The organism is Anaerovibrio sp. JC8 (assembly GCF_002100115.1).
Taxonomy (GTDB): domain Bacteria; phylum Bacillota; class Negativicutes; order Selenomonadales; family Selenomonadaceae; genus Anaerovibrio.
The window spans coordinates 1-1,513 of sequence record NZ_ANBM01000025.1; the positions used below are offsets into that span (position 1 = coordinate 1).

A 1,513-nucleotide genomic window follows, 5' to 3' on the forward strand; every position below is an offset into this window, starting at 1 on the left:
GTAGTGACCCCATAAAGTTAGACCTTAACGGTAGTAGCAATTATTTGCTACTACCGTTTTTTATGCTGCGGCATGACGTAAACGGTAATCCACTGGGCTGAGCCATCCCAGCTTAGATTTGATTCTGTGTTTATTGTAGTATGTGATGTAATTGCGTATTGCTCGTTCCAGTTCGTCAAAGCTGTGATAGGTATGTCCATAGTAAATTTCCTGTTTTAGTAGGCCAAAGAAATTTTCCATCACGCTATTATCTAGACAGTTTCCCTTGCGAGACATGCTTTGAAAGATTCTTTCTTCTCTTAATCGTTCTATATAGTTTCCCATTTGATAGGCCCATCCCTGGTCTGAATGGAATGTCCGACGATAAGGGCAGTCGCTAGTAATGTCAATTGCTTTCTCTAAAGCAGACATAATAGCTTGTGATGATGGTCGTTTCGTGATACTAAAACTAATGATTTCACGATTATAAAGGTCAAGAAACGGATTTAGATATGCTCTGCAAGTGATAATATTCCCTTTGCTGTCAATCTCATAATACTTGAATTCAGTGGTATCTGTGGTGATTTTCTGGTGTGGAATACATGTATCAAAGCGGCGACGTAACCGATTTGGTGCAACGTGCCCAATAGTTCCTTTGTAAGAATTATATTTGCGGCTTTTGTGGGCAAATGATTTTACCTGTAGTCCCAATTTCTGAACAAGGCGTTGGACCTTCTTATGATTGACTAAAAAGCCCTCTTGGCGGAGCTTGCCACAAATTCGACGATAACCGAAGTCCTTGTCACTCTGCCGAATTGCTTTGATTTTTGCCTCTAATTCGGCATCCGGATTTTCCCGGTCAAATCGCTTCTGCCAATACATATAGGTGGCTTTTGGAAGTTTAATAGCTGCAAGGATATCTTTTAATTTGAATGATCCTCGGAGACTGTGGGCGATCCTTGCTTTCGCTTCTGCGCCTCTTGCTCCAGGCGCAATCTCCTCAGTTCTTTTAAATAGGCTACCTCAATGCGTAGCTTGAGATTTTCTTCTTCTAGCTGCTTAAGTCTCTCATCTTGATTAATATTACATTCAGGTGTAATGCTGGATTTGTCTGGCACCTTTGGCCGCCTGCCTTTCCGTTGCGTTTTGAGACCTTCTATACCAACAGCACGATAGCGTCGAACCCAGTTAACTAAAATCCCGTCAGATTTTAATTTAAGTTGAAGTGCTAATTCATGGTAAGACATCTCTGTACTTAAATATAACTCTACAGCATGTAACTTGAATTGGAAAGAATAGGTTTCATTTTTTCTTGACCGCTTAAGCCCTTCTGCTCCCATTGCTCGATATTTTCCGACCCAATGTCGAATGTATTTTGTATAAGGTATGCCATATTTATGGGCTAAAGCAAGGTATCCAATATTCCCATTCAAATATTCCTGAACTATCTTCAATTTGAAATCAGCACTATATTTTGCCATAAAAAGACCCCCATAAGTTAGATTACTTGGTCTAACTTATGGGGGTCTCTACA

1 protein-coding gene is annotated in these 1,513 nt (G+C 40.3%); it reads right to left on the reverse strand.

What is annotated here, in order from left to right; all coding sequences use genetic code 11:
- Positions 1-60: 60 nt before the first annotated feature.
- Positions 61-1,460 (reverse strand): IS3 family transposase gene (locus tag D081_RS12430; RefSeq protein WP_143272214.1). Its coding sequence is split into 2 segments (ribosomal slippage): positions 61-914 and positions 914-1,460, totalling 1,401 coding nucleotides; the frame shifts between segments, so codons are not numbered across the junction.
- Between the last annotated feature and the right edge of the window lie 53 nt (positions 1,461-1,513).